General features: G+C 32.7%; 3 protein-coding genes (1 of these 3 only partly in view). All 3 read left to right on the forward strand.

From position 1 onward, the window contains the following. Tightly spaced (at most 14 nt apart), the 3 genes in view from NJU99_RS06785 to NJU99_RS06795 form a layout consistent with a single transcriptional unit that may run on beyond the window. A protein-coding gene (locus NJU99_RS06785; protein WP_254577971.1) for a hypothetical protein crosses the window boundary here: on the forward strand, positions 1-21950 show its 3' portion. Its footprint begins 17320 nt before the window's first position; the window shows 21950 of its 39270 coding nt (coding positions 17321-39270); its start codon lies off the left edge, out of view; it ends in the stop codon at positions 21948-21950. 14 nt (positions 21951-21964) lie between these two features. Further along, on the forward strand, positions 21965-24409 hold the full coding sequence (locus tag NJU99_RS06790; RefSeq protein WP_254577972.1) for a tetratricopeptide repeat protein: 2445 nt from the start codon (positions 21965-21967) through the stop codon (positions 24407-24409). Between the two features lie 14 nt (positions 24410-24423). After that, entirely contained in the window at positions 24424-26550 is a 2127-nt protein-coding gene (locus tag NJU99_RS06795) for a type I secretion system permease/ATPase (RefSeq protein ID WP_254577973.1), read from the forward strand.

The raw sequence follows: 26550 nt of genomic DNA on the forward strand, positions 1-26550 counted from the left end.
TTGGCGGAAATGATGTATTAGATGGAGCAGCTGGAAATGATAGCTTTATCATGGGTGCAAATGATGGTGAGGATATTGTAGATGGAGGTAGTGGTAGTAGAGATATTATTGATTACTCTTCACTAGCTTCAAATCAAGGAATAAATGTTTCATTAGATACAGATTCAAGTGTTACTGTAAATATTGCAAATGGTGAAAATGACTCTATTAAAAACATTGAAAATGTTATTGGTGGAGCAGGTGATGATAATATAGTAGGTGATGGACTTAAAAATACTATTATTGGTAATGCAGGTGCTGATACTATTGAAGGTGGAGCTTCTGCTGATACTATTGAAGGTGGAATCGGAGCTGATGACCTAAGAGGTGATAGTGGTGATGATCTTATCAAAGGTGGAGCTGATAATGACTTCATTAGAGGTGGTGATAATAACGACACACTTTATGGTGGAAATGCAACACATGATGAAGATACTATTGAGTCAAATACAGGTGATGATACTATAAATGGTGAAGCAGGTGTTGATATTATTTATGGTAGAGATGGTGATGATGAACTATCAGGTGGAGCTGATGATGATACACTTTATGGTGGAGTTGGAAGTGACCTTTTAAGTGGTGGCGATGGAAATGACACTATTGATGGTGGTGAAGGTGAAGAGACAAATGGTGGAGATACTATTGATTACTCTTCAAAATCTATTTTTGTAGATGTAAACCTTATGGATATAGATGCAAATGACTATGCAACTGCTTCACTTGGAACAGAAAACGATAAACTAAAAAATATAGAAAATATCACAGGTACAGTTGGTAATGATTATATTGGTGGAGATAATGACAACAATATAATTGATGGAAATATAGGTGATGATACACTAGTTGGTGCCAATGGTAATGATACATTAATTGGTGGTGATGGTGACGATACTTTTAAAGCTGGACTTGATGAAAATGGAGATAAAACTTTAGAAAGTGGTGATGATGGAGTTGATTATTATGATGGAGAAGAAGGACAAGAGGATAATAATGGAGATACATTAGATTACTCTGCTTTTGATAATACTCATAATATTAATGTAGACTTATCAATTACATCTGACACAGCAGGACTTACAGATGTTACAACAGTTAGTGTAAATAATGGTTCAAATGACTATATCAAAAATATAGAAAACATCACAGGAAGTGCTGGTGCTGATGTTATCAAAGGTGATTCAAGTGCTAATATTTTAGATGGTAGTGCAGGAAATGATACATTAAGTGGAGCAGGTGGAGCTGATACTTTAGAAGGTGGGGCTGGAATAAATAGAGCTGATTATTCAAATGCTGCTTCAAAAATAGTTGTTGATATGGAAAATGCAACAGAAGAAGTATCAAATGATGGTGATGGTTCATCTGATAATCTAAATAATATCCAAGAAATAGAAGCTACGAATGCAAATGATACTATTTATGGTTCATCAGCAGATGAGTTATTTATAGGTAATAATAATGATGATACTTTTATGGGTAGAGATGGAAATGACACTATATATGGTGGGTCAGAAGCTAGAGTAGATGACTCATCAGCTGATACTGTTTCTTATGAGTATTTAAATACAGGAAGCAAAAGTGTAACAGTTGATTTATCAAATGATACAGGAACAGCTGTTGTTGATGGAAGTGATACAGATACACTTTATGATATTGAAAATATCATTGGTGGTGATGGAAATGATGTTATTACAGGAAGTGATGCTTCAAATAATCTAAAAGGTGGTGATGGAAATGATACATTTATAGCAACAAGTGCAAATGATGGTGCTGATGTTATAGATGGTGGAGACCACACTACAGGTGATACAGTAGATTATAATGCTTTAGATTCAAACTCTATTACAGTTACTTTAGCTAATAGTGGAACTACAAGTGTTGATGTAAGTGGAGCAGGTGATGATGATACAATTTCAAATATTGAAAATGTAGTAGGAACACAATTAGGTGATAATATTACAGGTAATAATGCAAACAATACACTAGAAGGAAAAGAAGGTGCTGATGTTTTAGCAGGTGGTGCTGGAAACGATAGACTTGATGGTGGAGATGGTATTGATACTGCTGATTATTCAAGTGCAAATGCAGGAGTTACTGTTGATTTAGGTATTGATGGAACTGCTCAAACTATTGGGGCAGACCAAGGAAGTGATACTTTAGTTGATATTGAAAATGTTATTGGTTCAACTGATGATGATACATTTAAAACTGATTATTCAAATGATAATAACTTCAATGGTAACACAGGAAGTGATACAGTTGATTACAGTTCATTAGATGTTGATGATGCTACAGTTGATAAAGTAGTTGCTACTATGAGTGGAGCAACTATTACAGGTAGTTCTGCTACTACTCCTACAAGTGCAAATGATAGCTTTACTTCAATAGAAAATATCATAGCAAGTGATGGAAATGACACTTTAACAGGTGATGGAAATGCTAATACTTTAAAAGGTGGAGCAGGTGATGATATTATTGATGGTGCAGGTGGAAATGATAACATTGATGGTGGACTTAATACAGCTGTTGGTGATACTGTAAACTATTCAAGTTCATCAGAAGGTGTAAATGTTGATTTAAGTTTAGATGGTGTTGCACAGTTTATTAGTGCAAGTGCAGGAACAGATACTTTAAACTCAATTGAAAATGTAATAGGTTCAGCTCAAGCAGATACTTTTAAAGGTAATAATACAGTATCAAATACATTCAATGGCGGTATTACTGACCTTTCAAACCCAAATTCTGAAAATACAAGTGATGAAAATGATAAAGTAGATTATTCAGATTCTACAAATACAATTGTTGCAGATCTAACAGCTGGAACGGTAGTAATTGGTGGAAGTGTTACTGATAATTTAATCAATATTGAGCATGTTCAAGGAACTGATGGAAATGATACTTTTACAGGAAATGCCGATGATAACTCACTTATTGGTGGAGCTGGAAATGACAAGTTCTTAATCACAAGTGTAAATAATGGTGATGATGTAATAGAGGGTGATACAAATGCTGGAAATGATGGTCTAAGAGATGAGATAGATTATAGTGCTATTTCTAATACTTACTATTTAGATGCAGATTTATCAAACAATTCATTAGTAATAAAACAAACAAGTGATGATAGCTCTGTTGATAGTGATACTGTAAGAAATATTGAAGATATAACGGGAACTGCTGGGGAAGATACTATAAGAGGTAATACTTCTAAAAATATTTTAAGTGGTGCAAATGGAACTGATACTATTTATGGTGAAGCAGGTGATGATGTAATAAATGGTGGAGATAATACAGATAATGCTACTTCTTCAACTACTTATGAGTACTTAGATGGTGGAGAAGGTGCTGATACTATTTATGGTGGAGCTGGAAATGACTCTATTGTTGGTGGGTCTGATGATGGAAAAGATACATTATACGGTGAAGCAGGAAATGACATCATTCAAGCAGGTTCAGGTGTAGATAAAATTTATGGTGGAGCTGATGATGACTCTATTCGAGGTGATGCTGGTGAAGATTTAATCTATGGGGGAAGTGGAGCTGATAGTATTTCAGGTGGAAGTGAAGCTGATATTATTCATGGTGGAGATACATTAAATAGCAACGATGATGGTGATGACATTATAAATGGAGATGATGGAGCTGATACTATTTATGGTGGATATGGAAATGACACTATAAGTGGTGGAGCTAACAATGATGAAATTTATGGTGGTATTTCTGGAAATACAGACTATGATAATGCTATTTATGGTGATAATGATACTGTAACTTATGAAAACGCTACAAATGGCGTAACTGTTGATTTTGTAAATAATCAAGCAACAGGTGAAGGAACTGATACTTTATATGGAATTGAAAATGCTATAGGTTCAGCCTTTGATGATACATTTGTTTCAAAACTTGATGTTTCAAATAAATTTGATGGTAACTCAGGAAATGAAACAAATGGAGATAGCATCTCTTATGAAAATGTAAATGTAGATACAAATGATGAAGCAAATGACAAAGTAGTTGTAAATCTATCAGGAACACAAGATTCAGATGGATATTTTGAAGCACAGATTTACCAAGATGGAGCACTTACTACAACTGACTATTTAAAAGATATTGAAAATGTAACAGGTAGTGCAGGTGATGATACTTTAACAGGAGATAGTGATAGTAATACCCTGAAAGGTTTAGCTGGAGATGACTTATTAAGTGGGCAAGAATCTAATAACTATCTTGATGGTGGAGCTGGAAGTGATACTGTAACATATGAAGATAAATCAGTTTCAGTAACAGTTGACTTTAAAAATAATGAAGCTTCAACTTCTACACAAATAGATACTTTAGTGAGTATTGAAAACGCTATTGGTGGCTCAGCAAAAGATACATTTATTATGAATGAAGATAATGTTGATAACACTATAAATGGTAATAATGAAGAAGATACAATCTCTTATGCTAACTACACATCAAATGGTGTAAATGTAAATTTAAGTACAACACTTGCTCAAACAGTAGTTGATAATGTAAGTGATGATGATATTGATACTATTTCAAATATTGAACATGTAATAGGAACTTCAAATGATGATGAATTTATAGGTTCAGTTTTAGCCAACTCAATAAGCGCTGGTGCTGGAAATGATACAATTATTGCTGGTGTTGATGTAGATAATAATGGAACAATTGATTCTTGGAGCGATGACGGAGCTGATTATTTTGATGGTGGAGCAGGTACACAAGATTGGCTTGATTACTCTATAATAGAAAATGACGGTGGCAACAATGGTATTTCACTTACTTTAGATAGTGCAAATCCTGAAAATGTGACTGTAAAAGGTGCTTCAACTGATACTATTTTAAATATCGAAAATATCAAAGGTACACAAGATGCTGACTCAATTAAAGGTGATGTTCAAAACAACTCTTTACTTGGGAATGATGGAGACGATATTTTAGAAGGTGAGGGTGGAGCTGATAGACTTTATGGTGGAGCTGACAATGATACTTTACTAGGTGGAGCAGGTGATGATACACTTATGGGAGAAGCTGGAGATGATTCATTAACAGGAAGTTTAGGAAGTGATAAAATCTATGGTGGTGATGACAACTCTGATAGTGGAGTTGATACAGTAGATTATACAAATGCCTTAGAGACTTTAACTATTGATTTAGACTTAACTGCAACTGGTGGTTTAAATTCTGATGGTTCTATTGAAGGAAAATCAGTAGGTTCTACAGGAGCACAAGGACAAGGTATAGATGAACTTTATGGAATAGAAAATATTATAGGTTCAAACTTTGCAAATGATACTATTTATGGAAATAGTTCTAAAAATGTTATTACAAGTCAAGCTGATGATGATTTTATTGAAGCTAGAGATGGTGCAGATACTGTAATTGCAGGAGATGGAGATGATACTATTGTTTCTACAAGTGCAAATGATGGAGTTGATTATTATGATGGTGGAAGTAACAATGATACAGTTGATTACTCAGCTTTAGGTTCAACAAATGCAATTAGTGTTGATTTAAGTGCTAGTGCAACTCATGATTTTGATGGAGTTGGTGGAAATGACTCTTGGGAAGTAAGTATTGCAAATGGTGATAATGACATCATAAAAGATGTTGAAAATATCATAGGTGGAGCAGGTGATGATACTATCCTTGCAAATAGTGCTGTAAATGAACTTCAAGGTGGAGCAGGAGCTGATACTTTATCTGGTAATGATGGTATTGATACTATTTATGGATTTACAAAAGGACAAAGTGAATCAAGTGTAGAGTATGATACAGTTACATATAGCTACTTAACTTCAAAATCAGCTGTTATTGACTTAACTGCTGGAACTGCAACTATAGATGCAAATGATAGTGATACACTTATAAGTATTGAAAATGCAATTGGTGGAAGCCTAAAAGATACAATCACAGGTAATTCACAAATTAATACTCTTCAAGGAGCAGGGGGAGATGATACTTTTGTAAGCTCAACTGCAAATGACTTTATTTATGGGGGAACTTTAAATACATCTGGTGTTCACACAGATAGTCATACTACTGGGGATATGATTGATTATAGTAATACTTTAAATGCTAATAATAGATTGGTTTTAGATTTATCAACTACAAGTAGTGATGGAACAAACTCTTATAGCGAAGCTAATATTTTATTAAATAGTGATGATTCAAGTGTTTATACTGATAGATTATATGATATAGAAAACGTAAAAGCCACAGATAACAATGATGAATTAACAGGAAATGTTTCAGATAATACACTTATTGGTAATGCAGGAAATGATACTCTTCAAGGAAAAGCAGGAGCTGATAGGCTTGAAGGTTCAAGCGGAGATGACTTATTTATAGTTGATGATAGTGATATTACAAATAGTGGTGATGAGATAATCGGTGGAGCTGATTTTGATACAGTTGATTATAGTGGTATTACTGTAAGTGGTGTAACAGTTGATTTAGAATCAGGTTCAACTGTAACAGTTGATATAGCAGGACAAACACATACTTTAAATGGTATTGAGCATTTAATAGGAACAAACCAAACTGATACTTTAACAGGTGATGCAAATCTAAATAGAGTTCAAGGAATGGGCGGAGATGATGAAATCTTCGGTCAAGATGGTAGTGACTTCTTATATGGTGGAGCTCAAGAAGAAAATAGCGCAGGTTCAGGAAATGATACTATTGATGGTAAAGCAGGTGATGACTTCATTAGAGGTGGTGATGGAGATGATGATCTAAGAGGTGGTACAGGAAAAGATACTATTTATGGTGAAGATGGTGTTGATGTAATACGTGGAGAATCAGAAGATGATATTATCTATGGTGGAGCAAATGATGATGATATAAACGGTGGTTTAGGTGCAGATACAATCTATGCAGGAACTGGCGATGATGTTATTTCATTTGAACAAGCAGATAATAAAATTGATATAGTTTATGGTGGCGATGATGTATCTGATAGTGGAGTTGATACTGTTGATTATTCACAAGCTATTAAAGGTATGACAATTGATTTAGCAAATGGAAATGCCCAAGGAACTGCAAGTAGTGCTGACCAAGGTGATGACTTATTATATGGTATTGAAAATGTATTAGGTTCAAACTTAGAAGGTGATGTAATTAGAGGTAATGATGTTACAAATACTTTAAGTGGTAATGGTGAAAATGATACTTTATACGGTGAAGGTGGTGAGGATACACTACTTGGTGGAGCTGATAATGATGAATTACATGGTGGATTAGCAAATGATAGTATTGATGGTGAAGCTGGTGATGATGTAATTTACGGTGATGAGGGTGCTGATACTCTTATAGGTAGTGCAGGTGATGATACATTTATAGCTACTGCTTCAAATGATGGAAGTGATTCTATTATTGGTGGAAATGACAGTGATACAGTTGACTATAGTGTAATTGGTGCAGGAAATGATATTGTTGCAAATTTAGCTGCTAGTGGAGATACTACTGTTACATTTACATCAGGAGATAGTGACACTATAAAGGGTATTGAAAATATCATAGGTGGAGATGGAGATGACACTTTTACAGGAAGTGCTCTACAAAATACTTTAGATGGTTCAAATGGAACTGATGAAGTTAGATACGACTATGATAATGGGCAAGGTGTTAGTGTAGATTTACAAAACAACACAGCAACAGAAGCAGGTGGTGTTGTAGATACTTTAACATCTATTGAGAATGTACTAGGTTCTTCTTATGATGATGATTTTGTTACAGCAACAGGAGTTACAAATGTAATTGATGGTGGAACTGCTACAAATGAAACAAATGGTGATACTATTGATTATAGTTCAAGAAACTCATCAATTAATTTAACACTAAATACATCAACTTTAGCAACAGTAAATATTTCAGGTGATTCAAATGATCAAATTAGAAATATTGAAAATGTAAAAGGAAGTTCTACAGATGATACTATCACAGGAGACGCATCAGTAAATACTCTATTAGGTAATGCAGGTTCTGATACTTTAGATGGTGCAGGAAATGATGACTATTTAGATGGTGGAGCAGGAAATGACACTCTAATTGGTGGAGCAGGTGCAGATGAAATGTATGGTTCTGCTGGTAATGATGTATTTAAAGGTACAGATTTTACAGGTGATAGTATTGATGGTGGAAATGAAGATGATTCATCAAGAGGAAGTGATACTGTTGATTATAGTAATTTAGATACAACAGGTATGACTACAGGTGTATCTCTTACTTTAAATGACTCTACTTCTACAACTGTAACAGTTGATACAGATACAAATAATCATACTTTAGTAAATATTGAAAATGTTTACGGAACATCTTTAGCTGATAATATCACAGGTGATGCAGATGCAAATAGTATTTTAGGTAATGATGGAACTGACTATATAGATGGTGCTGCTGGAGATGATTATATTGAAGGTGGAGCTAACACGGGGATTGAGACACTAATAGGTGGGGAAGGACTAGATACTATTTATGGTGGAGAAGGTGTTGATCATATTATTGGTGGAAATGATGATGATAAACTATATGGTGATGAACAAAACGATACTTTAGATGGTGGAGCTGGAGTTGATACACTAGAAGGTGGTGCAGGTGATGATACTTTAATTGGTGGAGCTGGAAATGATAATCTTGTTGGTGGTAGTACAGGAGAGACTATAGGTGATACAGCTGATTATAGTAATGAAAGTTCAACTATTCAAGCAAATATTTCAAACTCTTTTGCAGTTGGTAGCTCAATTGGAACTGATACATTTAACTCAATTGAAAATATCACAGGTACTAATCTTGGTGGTGTTGGTGATGATATTACAGGTGATGGAAGAGATAATATTCTAAAAGGTTTAGCAGGTGATGATACTATCTCAGAACTAGCAGGTGATGATACTGTTGAAGGTGGAGCAGGTAATGACTATATTATTGCAGGAAGTGGTAATGATACTATTGATGGTGATGATACTGATGTTGGAACAACAGATGGTACTTCTGATACTTTAGATTACAACTCAATTTCAATAAATGATGATACAGGTGATACAAGAGATGTTGATGGAGCTGGTATTGATACAACTGGTGTTGATGCTTACTTAGGTATTGAAATTGATTTATCTGATGAAAATGCTCAAAGAATTCATAATGAGTATGGAACTGATACTATTACAAATATTGAAAATGTAATTGGTTCAAATAAAGGTGATTATATTTCAGGAAATGACTCTAATAATACTTTAGAGGGAAGATCAGGAAATGATTACCTAGTAGGACTTGATGGAGCTGATAAACTTATTGGTGGTAGTGGAGTTGATACAGTTGACTTTACAGCAGGAACACAAAAAGTTGTAGTTGATATGAACACATCTCAAACAGATGGAAGTAGTGATACTTATAGAGTTCAAAATGATGGATATGGAAATAAAGAGTTCTTAGATGGTGTAGAAAATATTATCACAGGTGATGGTGATGACACTATTTACGGTGATGCCTTATCAAATACAATTATTACAGGTGCAGGTAATGATATTATTAGAGGTGGAGCGGATGCTGATGTAATTGATGGTGGAGACAACCTAGATACAGCTGATTTCTCAGATTTAGCATATGGAGTTACTGTTGATTTAGATACAGATAATGATATTTCAAATGGTGCTGAGGGTACTGCTTTATCAAATGGAAAAACAGATACTCTAAGAAATATTGAAAATGTAATAGGAACAAATAGAGCAGATAATATCACAGGTGATGAAAATAACAATACTTTAGAAGGTGGAGCTGATAATGACACTTTCAAAGGTTTAGAAGGTCAAGATTATATTGATGGTGGTGATGGAACTGCTGATACTATAGACTTTAGTGATGGAACACAAGGTATAGATGTAGATTTAAGTGTAGCTCAAACATTAGGTAATACAGCAACTTATAGAGTTCAAGATGATGGTTTTGGAAACTCAGAATATATTGATGGTATTGAAAATATTATAGGTACAAATGAACAAGATGTTATCACAGGAGACTCAAACAACAACATTTTAGATGGTGGAGCAAATGATGATATTATCTCAGGTGGAGATGGTGCTGATACTTTAGTTGGACAATTAGGAGCTGATACATTTAAAGGTGGAGCTGGAGATGACTTTATTTATGGTAATGATTCATTGGTTTCAAGTGTAGATGCAAGTAGAGATGTAGTTGATTACTCAGATGCTTCAAATTCTATTTTATTAAATCTTTCTTCATCAGATAGTAATATAGAACTTTCAAGGGAAACATCAACTACGTTAGGTACTCAAACAGCTGTTGGTGAGGGTACGGATAGACTATATGATATTCAAGATGTAATTGGATCAAATCTTGCAGATACTATAGTTGGAGATGAAAATACAAACTCACTTCAAGGACAAGGTGGAAATGACTTACTTATAGGTTCAGGTGGAGCTGATGTAATAATAGGTGGAAATGATAATGATACTATTTTAGGTGGCTTAGATTCTGATGTTATTTATGGTGGTTCTTTAAGTGGAACTACACATACAGATAATGGAACTGATACAGTTGATTATAGTTATATTACAAGTACTACAGCTATTAATGCAGATTTATCACTGGATGATGGAGATAATGACACAAATAATGAGCAAGAAATCAAAGAAGTTGGAAATGCCACAAATGCTGATAGTGTTGAGGGTATTGAAAATATTATTGCCACAAAAAATAATGATACATTAAAAGGTAGTGATGATTACAATGAAATAAATGTACTTGATGGATATAAAGGAAATGACCTATTTATAGCTTCAAAAGGTGTAGATGAGTTTATAGGTGGAGATGGTATTGATACTTTAGACTTTAGTAATATTGATACAAATTCTTCTACTGTTACTTTAGATGATGATGGAAATGCAGTAATAGTTGATTTAGGTTTAGGGCAAGCAACAGATGATGGATACCAAAATGGTGGAACTGCTGTAGTTGATACAATCACAGATATTGAAGTTGTAATAGGAACAAATGGAGATGACCAGCTTACAGGAAGTAGTGAAGCTAATACTTTAAGAGGTGAAGACGGCGATGATACTATAGATGGAGGAGCTGGAATTGACTACCTTTTAGGTGGAGAAGATAATGACTCTATTTATGGTGGAGCAGAGGTTGATACTCTTTTAGGTGAAAATGGAAATGATGTTTTACAAGGTGGAACAGGAAACGACTCTATTTATGGTGGAGCTGGAAATGATGAAATAGATAAACTTCAAGGTGATGGTGATGATACTATTGATGCTGGAAGTGGAGATGATACTATTTACTCAGGTGAAGGTGATGACTCTATTACAGGTGGCGCTGATGTAGATACCTTAACTTATGAGCAAGTTACATCAAATGGTATTACAGTAAATCTTGGAAGTGGAGTTTCAAATGACTTTGGTACTATCACAAATGGAGCTAATACAGATACTTTAGGTGATCATATAGAAATCATCAAGGGTTCAACTCAAGATGATATTATTTTAGGATATAACGGAACTGATGAAGGAAGTGATTATGAGGACACTTTATACGGAAATGGTTCAGGAGATAGCATCTATGGTGGTATTGGAGATGATACACTATTTGGTGGAAATGGAATAGATACACTAAGAGGTCAAGCAGGAAATGACTCTATCAATGGTGGTTCAGGACAAGATACTATTGATTTTGCAGATGCAAACACAGGTGTTAGAGTTTATTTAGATAGCACTGATGAAGATAATAATGTAGTAAGTCATGAAGTAATGGAAGATGGTTTTGGAACACAAGATCAAGTTACAGAAGTTGAAAAAATCATTGGTTCTATTCATGCTGATACACTAAAAGGTGATGCAAATACTAACACTATTCAAGCTGGACTTGGTGATGATACAATTATTGCTACAAATGGTTCAGATGAAATAGATGGTGGTGGTAACACTACAGGTGCAGGTGGGGGAGACTGGCTTAGTTTCCAAGCTTTAGGAACAGCAGTTAATGCAGCTATGCAAAATGGAACTATTACAGGTGGTTTAGGTACTACAAATATTACAGAAATTGAAAACTTATATGGTACAACACTAAATGACTCATTAACAGGTGATGCAAACGATAACTCACTTGATGGAAATAGTGGCGATGATGTAATAGATGGTGGAGCAGGAGCTGACCACTTACTTGGAAATACAGGAAATGATACTTTAATAGGTGGAGATGGAATTGACACTTATGATGGTGGAGATGACAATGATACTATTAGTTTCTATAATGTAGGAGCTTCTGTAGATGTAGACTTATCAAGTTCAACTGTAAATGATGATGGTTATGGAAATACAGAATCAGGTGCTATAACAGATGTAGAAAATATCGTAGGTACATTAAACTATGCTGACAACTTAACAGGTGATAATCAAAATAACACTATTTATGGTTATGGTGGAAATGATGTATTAAATGGTTTAGATGGTTATGATACTATTTATGGTGGTACAGGACTAGATATTATAAATACAGGAACAGATAGTGGAACGGCTGCTGAAGATGTTGCTTTTGGTGGAGAAGGAATTGATACTTTAACTGGTGGATTAAGTGGTTCTGTATTATATGGTGATAGTGTAGGTGGAACAAATGTTGAAGTTGACTGGGCTGATTATTCAAGTGTAACAGGTAATGGTGTAATAATAGATTTAAGTCAGACAGTTGCTTATGACGCTGTTGATAATAATTTAGATGGTAACTATAATACAGTTGTAAACATAGATGATAACACACAAGTAGACTATATAACTCAAATCGAAAACCTAATAGGAACAAACCAAGTTGATACTCTTGGAGGAAATGGTGGAGATAATACTATTTATGCAGGAGATGGTGATGATACATTCCTTTTATCAGCAGGTGATGATACGCTTTATGGTGAAGATGGAAGTGATTGGCTAGATTTAACAAATAGATCAGTTGATATTAATCTTCAAAGTGGAAATTTCCAAAGTATTGAAAATATTATAGACTCAACATCATCAACAGGACAAAGAGATTTCTGGGGGACTAGTGGAAATAATATCTTTATTACATATGGTGGAAATGATTATGTAAGAGGAAGAGCTGGAAATGACTTATATGATTTAGGTGCTGGAAATGACTTAGCAAGAGCTGCTGGTGGTAGTGATACTATTATTGGTGGTGATGGAGAAGATGCTTTAGATTATAGAGAGTTTGAAGGTTCGAATGGAGTTATTTTTGACTCTACAAATATTCAATCAGTTGATGTTGATACAAATGGTGATGGAATTACAGATAGAACTGAAAACTTCTATGTTGTTACAAATGATAGTACAGGTGCAACAGATTATATCTTTGAAATTGAAAATATCTATACAGCAGATAACGCAACAAGAAATGATGATATTAAATTTGATGATAATGACAATGATATTAATACTTACAGAGGTAATGACCTTGTATGGGGTAGAGGTGGAGCTGATACTATCAACTTAGGTGATGGAAATGATTCTGCTAGAGGTGGTACAGGTTCTGATATTATTAATGGTGGAAATGGAATTGATATTATTTACGGTGGAGATGCCGAAGATATAGATGGTACAGAAGCAAATGCTGGTGAAGTAGGAAATGATACTTTAAATGGAGGAGCAGGAGCTGATACAATATATGGTGAAGCAGGAAACGATGATATAGATGGTGGAAGTGGAGCTGATAAACTATATGGTGGAGCAGGTGATGATGATATTGATGCAGGAACTGAAAATGATATAATTTATGGTGGAACAGGAAATGACAATATTTCAGGACAAGAAGGTCTTGACACAATTTACAATAACGACGGATCTGATATTATAGATGGTGGAACTGAAGTAGATGATCTGTTCTATGAAGGTGGAACACAAGGTGTTGTTGTAGAGCTAGATGGAACTTCTAATGCCTCTACTGATTCATATGGAAATACTGAAACTATTAGAAATATTGAAAATGTTACAGGTACAGCTTTTAATGATACATTTAGAGGAAATGACTCTGAAAATACTTTAGTTGGTGGAGATTTAGATGATACTTTTTATATCTCAATTGGTGATGATAAAATTCAAGGTGATAGTGGAAATGAAGATTTAATCGACTTCTCTGAAATAGTTATTGATGGAACAGCAAATGATGCAATAATTGATAATAATGTAGATTTAGAAGACCAAGACAATGCTGTATTTAGTGTAGGTGGAACACAATATAATCAATCTTTATTAGGTATTGAAAATGTAAATGGTAGTGATAAAGATGACAGAATTATTGGTACTAAAACAGTAAATATTGATAACACAATAAATGGACTTGAAGGTAATGACTCTATTGAAGGTTTAGCAGGAGATGATTATCTAACTGGTGGTGCTGGTGATGATACTATTGAAGGTGGTCTTGGTGATGATACTATGTTTGGTGGTGATGCTTCAACTGACACAAGTTCAAACGATTGGGTTGTTTATGATAGTTCATTAACAGGTGTAAAAATAAATATAGACTCAACAACAGCACATGATGGAATAGCTGCAAATACTGCAACAGGTGAAGGTAATGATACTTTAAGTGGTTTTGAAAATGTTATAGGTTCTACAAGTCAAGATACTATTTATGGTTCAGATGGAGTAAATGAACTTCAAGGTAATTCAGGTTCTGATAGTATTTATGGTTTAGATGGAGATGACACTATTTATGGTGATGCTGATAATGACTATATTGATGGTGGTATCGGAAATGATGAGTTATATGGTGGAACTGGTGATGATTCATTTGTTACAACTGCAGGAAACGATGATATAGATGGTGGAAGTGATAGTGACACAGTTGATTATAGTTCTGTAAATGCATCATTAAATGTTACATTAGGAGCTAGTGGAGATGCAACTGTAAATATTGATGGAACAGATACTTTAACTGGAATTGAAAACCTAAGAGGCTCAAATACTCAAGGGGATTCAATACAAGGTAATAGTGAGAACAACACTTTAGAAGGACTTGGAGGAGATGATACTCTAAGAGGTGAAGCAGGAGATGATAACCTTCAAGGTGGAGCTGGAAATGACAGAATCTTTGCAGGAAGTGGAGTTGATAATATTGATGGTGGAAACGACACAACTGGTGACTGGTTAGATTATAGTGATACATCAAATAATATTACAGTTAGTCTACATAATAAAACAGCTACTGGTGATGGAGATGATACTATTGACAATATCGAACATCTTCAAATGGGAAGTGGTGATGATAATGTTGAAGGTGATATTTATAACAATAGTTTAATTGGTGGAGCAGGAAATGACACACTTAACTTTACAAATGCTTCAAATGCAATAACTATAAATGTAACTAATAATGATGGTACATCAACTGGATTTGGTACAGATACATTTGAAAGTTTTGAGAACTTTGTAGGTTCAGCTCAAAGTGATACTTTAAATACATCAGCTATTGATAATATCACATTTAATGGTGCAGGAAATACTGACACTATTGATTATAATATTACAGATAATACAGATTTAACAGTAACTATTGATGGAACTAATCCTATAACTGTAAGTGATACTACAAACACAGATACACTGACAAGTGTTGAGGTTATCAAAACTGGAAATGGTAATGACACATATAACTATACAGGCTCTCCAAATATAGATACTCTTGATGCAGGAGCTGGTACAGATACTTTATCTCTATCAGGTAGTGTAGATTTAAGTGGTGTTACACTACTTAATTTTGAAGATATTTCAGTTGAAGATGGGAATACAGCAACAATAAGTGCAACAAACTTAGATGATGAAACACTTACAATAAATACGAATAGTACAGGTGTTTTAAATATTATCGCTACAGATACTCCAGCTGATCATGACTTTGATACAATTACTAAAGATGGAACTGGAACTATAAATCTAATAGTAAATCAAAGTGTTGATTTAACAGGACATGATATAAATGGAACAAATGACATAATAGATGGCATAGAAGTTACAAGTGGAGTTGTAACACTAAGTGAAACACAAGTTACAAGTGGAACAGTTGTAGTAAATGGAGCAGGAAGTGCAGTTGTTGAGGTAAGTGGTGATAGTGCTACAGATTTCACATCTATTTTAGCCTTAGATGATAATACAAATGAAACAATTCAGTTTACAGGAAACTCTACATTTACAGGGATTTTTGCAGATTCAAATATAGATATTAATTCAGGTGTTACAGTAATAACAACTGGTGATAAATTAGATGGCAAAACAACTACTATAACAGGTGCAGGAAACATGACAGTTAATGCTTCTGGTACAGTAGACTTAAGTTCAATTTCAAATAATATTAGTGGAGACTTTACAATCAATGACTCAGCTGGTGATGATAATATTACAGCAACAAATAGTGATGATATTATCAATGTAACAGGTGCAGGAAATGACGTGATTAGTGCACAAGCAGGTAGTGATACTATTACTATTGACCATGTTATTAGTAGTGTTGATGGTGGAAATGATAGTGATACATTAGTTATAACTACTGGTGCAGGTGTAATAGATATGAGTAGTTCAACAATTACATCTATTGAAACTATTACAGTAAATTCAGGTGCTACACTTCAAATCACAGATGATCAAGCAAATAACATTAATATAATCAATGGTGCAGGAACTATTGAAGTTTTAGTTGATAGTGATTCAAATATAGATTTAACTCACATGGGGACAAATACGAAAATAGTAACAGTTACAAATGATAGTAATTATACTGGTACTTTTGCAAATGGGACAACTATTCAGGTTAATGATGGAGCAACTTTAACATCTAATTACTCAAAATTAACTGGATTTACTGTAAATGAAACTGGAAGTACAGGTGAAGTTGAGATTGAAATAGCATCATCAAATTCAAATGCAGATTTATCAACAGTTACTGGTACAGCAGAACAAAGAGCAACTATTACACAAAGCCAAACTTTTACAGGTAATTTAAATGGTGTAATAACAACAATTAATGCTGTATCAGTAGTAGCTGCTGCTGATGTTGTAACAAATGAAACATTAAATCAAATAAGTGGTGGAACACTTACAGTAACAATCTCTGATGCTTTAGGTCAAAGAGATGCAGATTTAACAACAATTGGTGGAAATGCTTTAGATACTATTACTATAAATGATTCATTAACATTTACAGGTGTGTTAGATGATATAGTAACAACTACAGTGTTAGCAGGAAACACTTTAACTATTGCAGATACTATAGTTAATGGAAAAACAATTGATGGTTCAGGTAATGCAAATATTACAGTAAACTCTAACTCTTCAGTTGACTTTACTTCTGTAAATGTTGGTGGAACTGAGACTATTCAAATTACTGGTAATTCAACATTTACAGGTAATTTTGCTGATTCAAATATAGTTATTGACTCAGGAGTTACATTAAGTACAGCATTTAATAAACTAGATGGAAAAATTTCAGAATTAAGTGGAGATGGTAATTTAACAATAACTGATGCAAGTATCTCTGCTGCTAATACAGATTTATTAGCAGCTGCTATTAATGGAGTATTAAAAGCTACAATTACAACAGGAACAGTTGATGATACCTTAACAGCTATTACAAATGTAAATACTTCTGATGATATTACATTTACTACAAATGATACTAGTGTTGATGCTTCTAATTTAGTTGCATTAGATGCTAAAGTAGATACATTTGGAGTTGCTACTATTACAGATATTACGGAAGTTTATAATACAGCTAATTTAGCAAGTGTTGTAACTAATGCTTTAGCTATTGTTGATGGAAATGAAGATGTAACTATTACAGGTGGAGCAATTAGTGCAAGTGATACAAACACTATAGCAGGAGCTACAAGTGGAGCAGTTACAGCTACAATTGCAACTGGAGATGTTACAGTAACATATGATGCAATTAAAACAAATGTTAATACTAGTGATAATATTACATTTACTACAAATAGCACTACAGCTGATGCAACAGATTTAGTAGCATTAAATGCTTTAATTGATACAGCAAACTTTACTTCAATTAATACAATAACTGAATCATATAATACAGCTAGTTTAACAACTCAAATCAGTGATGCACTAGCAATTGTTCCAAACGCAGATGTAGAAATTACAGGTGGAACTATTAGCGTTTCAGATGCAAATACTATAGATGCATTAACAACAGGTGTTGTAACTACAAGTATTACAGAAACTGATGCGAGTACATTATCAACATTAACAGGTGTAAACAATGATTACACAGCAACTATAACTACATCAAGTGTAGATGCTTCAGTATTTAATGGTATTGCAAATATTGTTGATAACTTAACAGATGGTGGAGTTACTACATTAACTGAAAATGCTGCAGATTTTGCAGAAGTTAATAGTGCTTTAACTGGTGGAGTATTAAATGGTAATGAAGCTGTAAATATCACTGGTTCAATTAGTGCAACAAATATCAATACAGTATTAGGAAATACAAGTGGAGTTGTAACAGCTAATGTAAGCGCTGATACTGCTTCTAATTTAAATAGTTTATTATCAAGTGCAACACCAAGTGATGCTTTAGGTTTAACTATTACAAATTCAGCCACAGACGCAAGCGACTTAGTTGCACTAAATGCTAAAACAAATCAAACTATTGATGTTTCTTCTGTATCTTCAAGTATAAATGGTACATCATCAGAGTTAATTGATATTTATATTACTAATAATTCCCAATATACTGGATTAGGAAATGAAGATGTTGTAGTAGATAATACAGCAAGTGCAAGTGATACAAACACTATAGCAGGAGCTACAAGTGGAGCAGTTACAGCTACAATTGCAACTGGAGATGTTACAGTAACATATGATGCAATTAAAACAAATGTTAATACTAGTGATAATATTACATTTACTACAAATAGCACTACAGCTGATGCAACAGATTTAGTAGCATTAAATGCTTTAATTGATACAGCAAACTTTACTTCAATTAATACAATAACTGAATCATATAATACAGCTAGTTTAACAACTCAAATCAGTGATGCACTAGCAATTGTTCCAAACGCAGATGTAGAAATTACAGGTGGAACTATTAGCGTTTCAGATGCAAATACTATAGATGCATTAACAACAGGTGTTGTAACTACAAGTATTACAGAAACTGATGCGAGTACATTATCAACATTAACAGGTGTAAACAATGATTACACAGCAACTATAACTACATCAAGTGTAGATGCTTCAGTATTTAATGGTATTGCAAATATTGTTGATAACTTAACAGATGGTGGAGTTACTACATTAACTGAAAATGCTGCAGATTTTGCAGAAGTTAATAGTGCTTTAACTGGTGGAGTATTAAATGGTAATGAAGCTGTAAATATCACTGGTTCAATTAGTGCAACAAATATCAATACAGTATTAGGAAATACAAGTGGAGTTGTAACAGCTAATGTAAGCGCTGATACTGCTTCTAATTTAAATAGTTTATTATCAAGTGCAACACCAAGTGATGCTTTAGGTTTAACTATTACAAATTCAGCCACAGACGCAAGCGACTTAGTTGCACTAAATGCTAAAACAAATCAAACTATTGATGTTTCTTCTGTATCTTCAAGTATAAATGGTACATCATCAGAGTTAATTGATATTTATATTACTAATAATTCCCAATATACTGGATTAGGAAATGAAGATGTTGTAGTAGATAATACAGCAAGTGCAAGTGATACAAACACTATAGCAGGAGCTACAAGTGGAGCAGTTACAGCTACAATTGCAACTGGAGATGTTACAGTAACATATGATGCAATTAAAACAAATGTTAATACTAGTGATAATATTACATTTACTACAAATAGCACTACAGCTGATGCAACAGATTTAGTAGCATTAAATGCTTTAATTGATACAGCAAACTTTACTTCAATTAATACAATAACTGAATCATATAATACAGCTAGTTTAACAACTCAAATCAGTGATGCACTAGCAATTGTTCCAAACGCAGATGTAGAAATTACAGGTGGAACTATTAGCGTTTCAGATGCAAATACTATAGATGCATTAACAACAGGTGTTGTAACTACAAGTATTACAGAAACTGATGCGAGTACATTATCAACATTAACAGGTGTAAACAATGATTACACAGCAACTATAACTACATCAAGTGTAGATGCTTCAGTATTTAATGGTATTGCAAATATTGTTGATAACTTAACAGATGGTGGAGTTACTACATTAACTGAAAATGCTGCAGATTTTGCAGAAGTTAATAGTGCTTTAACTGGTGGAGTATTAAATGGTAATGAAGCTGTAAATATCACTGGTTCAATTAGTGCAACAAATATCAATACAGTATTAGGAAATACAAGTGGAGTTGTAACAGCTAATGTAAGCGCTGATACTGCTTCTAATTTAAATAGTTTATTATCAAGTGCAACACCAAGTGATGCTTTAGGTTTAACTATTACAAATTCAGCCACAGACGCAAGCGACTTAGTTGCACTAAATGCTAAAACAAATCAAACTATTGATGTTTCTTCTGTATCTTCAAGTATAAATGGTACATCATCAGAGTTAATTGATATTTATATTACTAATAATTCCCAATATACTGGATTAGGAAATGAAGATGTTGTAGTAGATAATACAGCAAGTGCAAGTGATGTAAATCAAATATTAACTGCAACAAGTGGCGTAGTAACTGCTACAGTAACAGCTGATACGGCATCTAATTTAGATACAGCATTAGTAAATGCAACTTCAAGTGATGCTTTAACAATTACTATAAATGGAATTACAGCTAATGCTTCTGATATTAACTCTCTTGATGGAAAAACATCAGTTGATTTAACTGTAAATGCTACAACACTTGAAGGTAATATTGATGATTTAAATACTACGTATAATTCTACAACTATTAATGGTTTAGGTAATGAAGATATTAATATTACAAATACAGGTACAGTTACAAGTACACAAATGAATGATATTTTAAGTGAAACATCAGGAACTATTTCATTAACTGGAAGTGGTTCATTAACTATTAATACAACAGCTGGTGATACATTAAACTTAGGATCTGTTAATAATGGTTTATCTGGAACATTAACAGTAAATGATTCAACAGGAAATGAAAATATTACTACAACAGCTGCTAATGACACAGTTAACTTAAGCTCTGGAAATGATATGGTTAATTTATCTGGCGGAAGTGATAATGTAAATATTGATACTATTGATTTAACAAATCTTGATAACATCGACTTTGGAGCAGGAGATAGTGATACTTTAACATTTAATGATTCAGGAACTATAACAGACTCACAGTTCACAAATATCTCGAATCTTGATAGGGTTGATTTTGCAAATGGAGCTGATACGGTTAGTTTAGGTAACGAAACAGCTCAAGCTATTGAAGGAACTTCTGATATTATTGATGGAAATGGTGGAAATGATGACTTCTCACTTGACTTTAGTAATTTAGATTCATTCTCTATTGATGGTGGGGCAGATAATGATGAAGTTAATTTAACTGGTAATACAGGAGCAGATATATCAAGTGACACTTTATTAGGGGATAATAATGACTTTAGTAATATTGAAAGTTTAGATTTAACAAATCTCACTTTAAATACTAGTGATTCTTCACAACATGAATTTGAATTAACTGATGATCTTATTAAGTCTTGGACAGAATCAGGAAATGATTTAACATTAAAATTAAAAGATATTAATCAAGCAGACAAAATCAAATTTACAGATAAAGATGGAAATGTATTTGATGGTGATACTAATACGATTTCAAATACTGCAACACAAACATATGAGTTAGATGATGTTGGAACAACACTAACAATTGATTTACAAAATATTATATAGTAATAGGGAGCATGATGAGTAAAATAGTTTATAATCCAAATATTTTTGAACAAGAAGATATTGACAAAGCAAAAAAAATCATCCTTACAAATGAGGGTGATTTAAAAAGTGAAGAAAGATGGGAAAAAGAGACACCTTTTATTGTAGATGATATTGTAGAAAAATTACAAATAAATGAAAACATGACTCTTTTAGATTTTGGTTGTGGTATTGGAAGAGTAGCAAAAGAGCTTATAGAAAAAACTTCTTGTAAAGTAATAGGGGTTGATATTTCAAGTTCTATGAGAGATATGGCAAAGAAGTATGTAAATAGCCAAAATTTTAAAGCTATATCTCCACAAGATTTAGAAGAGAATATAAAAAAAGGCTTTAGATTTGATGCTGCTTATAGTATTTGGGTTTTACAACACTGTCTAAGTCCTCAAATGGAAATTGATACAATCAAAAAAGCTTTAAAAAAAGATGCTTTATTTTATGTCTTAAACAATAAAATAAGTGCAGTTCCAACAAACAAAGGTTGGAAAAACAATGGAGTTAATATTCATGATATTTTAAAACTAAGATTTGAACAGCTTGATGAAAGTTCATTACCTATAGAAATAGCTGATGAGAAAATATCAAAACTTACTTTTATAAGTTTTCTTAAAAACTCAAAGGGTTTTAAAACTCTTTCATCAAATCAAGAAGTTATAAACTTAGCAAATCAGGCATTGCAAGAGTACAAAAAAGGAAACCTTGAAGCTTGTAAAAAGCTATATTTAAAAGTATTAGAGATTGAAGAAAACAATGAAGATGCCCTAGCAAACTTAGGAGTTATCTCAAAGGCTTTAGGAAATAGTAAGGAAGCCATAAACTACTATATAAAAGCAATAAAAATAAACCCTCATAATGCTTTGACATACAATAATCTAGGAAATGCTTTAAAAGACGTAAAAGATTATAAAAGAGCTATTCAAGCTTTTAGTGATTGTATAAAAAGAGATCCAAAAAACTTTAATGCATATAATAACTTAGGAATTACTTTTGAAGCATTAAAAGACTCAAATAAAGCGATTTGGGCATATAAAGAAGCTGTGAAAATAAATCCAAACTTTTCAAAAGCTGTAAATAATATTGGAGTAATACTTTATAAACAAGAAAAGTATGAAGAAGCAATACAAATATTTAAAATTGCACTAAATATTGATAAAAATTACCATGAGTTACATAGTAATATTGGAGCTTGTTTAAATAAACTAAAAAAGTACGATGAAGCTATTAAGTCTTTAGATTTAGCCATAGAAAAAGACCCAAAAAATGCGGGAGCTTATACAAATCTAGGAAATGTATATAATAAAATCCATGAGTATAAAAAAGCTGCAAAATTACATGAAAAGTCAATTGAGTTAGCACCAAATGGTGTAAATGCTTATAGTAATGTTGGAACTTCATATAAGTATTTAAACCAAGCAAATAAAGCAATTGAGTCATATAAAAAAGCAATTGAGCTTGACCCAAGTTTTGTAAATGCTCACTTTGATTTAGCAACTATGTATTTAGCTAAAGGTGATTATGAAAATGGTTTTAAAGAGTATGAGTATAGATTCCAAAAAGATGAAATGAAAGCTCATATCTTTAATAATAAAGATATTTTCTCAAAACCTATGTTTACAGGTAAAGAAGATATAAAAGATAAAACACTTTTAATTCACTCTGAGCAAGGGTTTGGGGATTCATTACAGTTTATTAGATTTATCTCTGATATTAAAGAAAAGTTTTCTTGTAAAATAGCTGTGAAATGTAGAGATGAACTAAAAGAGCTATTTAAGTGTTTAGAAGAAATTGATATTTTAACTGATAGAAGTGAAGATACACCTTCATTTGATTATCATTTACCTCTTATGAGTATGCCTTATATTTTAGGAATAAAAGATATAAAAGAACTAAAGCAAGACAAGGGATACTTAAAAGCAAAAAAAGATGATAACTTCAAAATAACAAAGAAAAAAGGAACTTTAAATATTGGAATTTGTTGGAGTGCTTCTGTAACAGGTGAGAGTTATGATGGAAAAGTTTTTGATTTAAGTTATTTAGAAAAGCTTGTAAAAAGTGAAAAAGTAAATGTATATTCACTTCAAGTGGGTCCTGAAAAAGAAGATATAAAAAAACTTGGCTTTGAAGATGATATTATAGATTTAACAGAGCAGCTAACAGACTTTTCTAAAACAGCAAGTTTGATAAATGAACTTGATTTAGTAATCTCATCTGATACATCAGTTGCTCATTTAACTGGTGCTTTAAATAAACCAGTTTGGGTTCCACTACAAAAAATACCTGATTGGAGATGGCAAAATAAAGGTGAAAAATCTTTATGGTATCCAAGTGCAAAACTATTCAGACAAAAAACAAATAGGGTTTGGGATAGCGTATTTCAGTCTATTTATGATAAACTTTTTTCTAATTTTAAAATAAAAGTTTAGTTATAGGTAGATAATTGGAAGAGACGTTAAATACAAACGAAAATATAGAAAATAATGATGAAATAAACCAAAGAGAAGAGTATCCTTTACTTTACTCTTTGAAATATATTTTAGACTTTTACTTTGGTGAAATATCTATTGATACAATCTTAAATCTTTGTGCTTCAACTTCAAATGGCTTTACTCCTGAAATAGCTATTGATGTAATTCAAGAAGTAGGTCTTAGTGCAGTTTCAAAAGATATAAGTGCCCTAGATATACCAAACCACTTTTTCCCATGTATTATTATTGATGAAAATGATAAACCTTACGTGTATCTAAAAAAAGATAGAGATATTTATCTTTTTGACCCAGTAACACAAAAACAAGTTCAAGAAGCACCTGTTTTTTTAAAAAACTTCAAAAAAGCAATATTAGTTTTTAGAAACCCAAGCAAAAAAGAGACTTTAGAAAAACCAAGAGACAAAAGTTGGTTTTGGAATCCTGTAAAAACATTTTGGAGATCTTATATTGAAGTTGGATTTTTAACACTTTTTATAAACATTTTTGCATTAGCTGTACCTTTGTTTACTATGAGTGTATATGATAGAGTTGTTCCAAATAATGCAACAGAAACACTATTTGTTTTAGCAAGTGGAGTTGTAATAATACTTCTTTTTGATGTATATTTTAAGAGTGTTAGAAATCATATAATAGAAAAAGTTGGTAAAAAACTTGGGGTTTACTTAGAAGAAGAACTTATGAAAAGAATGCTTACAATAAAGTCTGAGTATGATACGACACTGGTTGGTTCAAAAGCAAATCTTTTTAGGGAACTTGCTCAAATAAAAGACTTTTTTGCTACAAAATCAATCTTACAAGTAATCGACTTACCATTTTTCTTTATAGCTGTTTTTGTGATTTTTTTAATATCTCCAACAGTTGCAGCCGTTCCAATAGTAGTTGCAATTTTAATTGTAATATTTAATATTTTTATGCAAATACCAATTTCAAATTTAAGTAAAAAAAATGTAGAGAATATTCAAGCTAAAAATAGTTATTTAGTAGAGACTATTCAAGGTAGTGAGATTATTAAGCTATCAAATGCAACATCAACTAAACTATTTAATTGGAGAAATTTAGTTGCAGTAACAGAATCAATTACTCAAAAAATCCAATCTTTAAATGTATTTTCTATGAACTTATCTCAAACTGTTGTTCAGTTTGTAACTATGGCAGTTATCGTGGTTGGGGTATTTGAAATAGCTAATAAAAACTTAACAGTTGGGGGATTAATAGCTGTTACTATTTTAGCAAGCAGGGCAATGGTTCCTGTAATTCAAACTTCTATGATGGTTATTAAATTAAAAGAGATAAAAGAATCACTTAATAATATAAATGAGTTTTGGCATCTTCCTTTAGAAAATGAGAAAAAACCAGATATTGGTCTTGGTAAAATAAAAGGTGAAATTGAGTTTAAAGATGTTGAGTTCTTTTATAAAAATAGTAAATATCCATCACTTGCAGAGTGTAACTTAAAAATCCAGCCAGGAGAGAAAGTAGGTATTATAGGTCAAACTGGTGCTGGTAAAACTACATTTATGAGACTTCTAACTGGACTTGATAGTGCAACTAAAGGAAGTGTATATTTAGATAGTCATGAAATTTCTACAATACATCCTGTTGAAGTTAGACAAAATGTAGGTGTTATGCCTCAAGAGCCTTTCTTGTTCTCAGGAACATTAAAAGAAAACATCGAGTTATCAAACCCAATAAGTAAAGAAAAACTTATGTCGATTATAAAACTAACAGGTTTAGATGAGTTAGTAAAAAAATCAGGACAAGGTGATGCCTTGCAAGTAGGGGAAAGAGGAAATAACTTATCAGTAGGACAAAGACACTTAGTTGCCCTTGCAAGAGCAGTATTAAATGACCCTTCAATCGTTGTTTTAGATGAACCAACAACAGGTATGGATATAGGTTTAGAGAAAACTTTGATTAGTCATATTAAAAAACTTCTTGAAGAAAAAACATTGATTGTAATTACACATAGGTTTGCAGCCTTAGAGCTAGTAGATAGAGTTATTGTTTTAAACAATGGAAAAATAGTAGCAGATGGACCTAAAAATCAGGTTTTAGCTGCATTACAACAAAAGAAGTAG

The sequence above is a fragment of the Arcobacter roscoffensis genome (assembly GCF_024267655.1).
In the GTDB taxonomy this organism is placed as follows: Bacteria; Campylobacterota; Campylobacteria; order Campylobacterales; family Arcobacteraceae; genus Arcobacter_B; species Arcobacter_B roscoffensis.

Bases quoted from the DNA above. Each gene is read 5' to 3' on its own strand.
- NJU99_RS06790 (WP_254577972.1), top strand. From the start codon at position 21,965: ATGAGTAAAATAGTTTATAATCCAAATATTTTTGAACAAGAAGATATT.